This window comes from Paraburkholderia polaris (assembly GCF_012927345.1).
Lineage (GTDB): Bacteria > Pseudomonadota > Gammaproteobacteria > Burkholderiales > Burkholderiaceae > Paraburkholderia > Paraburkholderia polaris.
The window spans coordinates 1-1126 of record NZ_JABBGJ010000153.1; the positions used below are offsets into that span (position 1 = coordinate 1).

The window sequence follows — 1126 nt, forward strand, 5'->3', positions numbered from 1 at the left end:
GCCCCGGCTGCGCGCCAGGCTTTGCCCCGCTCGTGCCGCGCAACGACTTCGGCTTGCGCCCGGGCCCATCGCTTGAGGGCGGCTTGCTGGAGTTACGACTGTTCTTCTCGAGTTTCGCTTCGAGCGCGTTCAGACGCTTCACGAGATCAACGATGAGCGCGTCCTTCTGTTCGTGTGTGAGGTCTTTGAAATCAGGCATCTTCGTCATGTCCTTCACTATGCACAGCCTGGCTGCAGTTTACAAGCGCTGAATAGTTACGCCGCCGCAAAGAAAGTAAGCAAAGAAAGCGGCTCAAACCAATCCTGCTAAGTGAGTCTCCTGGCTTGGAGGGGGTAGTGGTGCATCTGGAATCCGTGTTCTCGCACATTCGGCGGTGGTGACAAGGGAGTCATACTTCCGGCGGCGCTGCGCGCGCCGAAGCGTGCTTCATAAAACCGCCCGCTGCGTTTTGGCGCTCGCGTTTCGCCACCGGACCGTGGCTCGTCATTGCACCGCCGCCGCTATCGCCACCGCGATTGTGATCGTGATTGGAACGGCAACGGCAACGGCAACGGCAACGGCAACGGCAACCGTGATTGGAGCACACCGACCTATCATTTGAAGTGGGGGCCGGGTGAGTGCAGAGGCGTGTCACCGAGGCGAAGCCGACGGCTTCCACCGCGGCCAAACGAAGCCCCTGGTTTCCCATGCAGACCCATCCGCGACGCACGCAGTGCGGAGTGGGAGCTGACGACTCCCTTGTCACAAGTATCAGAAGGTAGGAGGGCCCGGATTCCACGGAGCCACTACCTCCTCCAGGCAACGGTGCCCACTTAGCATGAGCGGTTTGAGCCGCTTTCTTTGCTTACTTTCTTTGCGGCGGCGTAACTATTCAGCAGCCGGAAGCGGCGAAACGACGAATCCGGCGAAGCCCAAAGCCAGCGCATCGATCAGCGAACGGTTCTGTTTGCGCAGACTGGCAAGGTAGGAGCGGATCGTGCAGAACGCTTCCATGCCTGATACCGCACGGAAACACCCTGAGATTTTCTGTTTGAGCTTGGGCATGCGGATATCGCGTTCGGCCTGGTTGTTGTCGAACGGTACCCGGTGATCGGCAATGAAGCGCCACACCTGGCTCGCCTGCAT

At 59.7% G+C, this 1126-nt stretch carries 2 protein-coding genes; both read right to left on the reverse strand.

Annotated features, from left to right (window positions below; all coding sequences use genetic code 11):
* Positions 1 to 199: DUF6444 domain-containing protein (locus HHL24_RS43440; RefSeq protein WP_230417790.1), on the reverse strand; the 199-nt coding region annotated here is incomplete at its 3' end.
* A 669-nt stretch (positions 200 to 868) separates the two neighbouring features.
* On the reverse strand, positions 869 to 1126 hold a 258-nt coding region (locus HHL24_RS43445; RefSeq protein WP_169489448.1), incomplete at its 5' end, for an IS66 family transposase.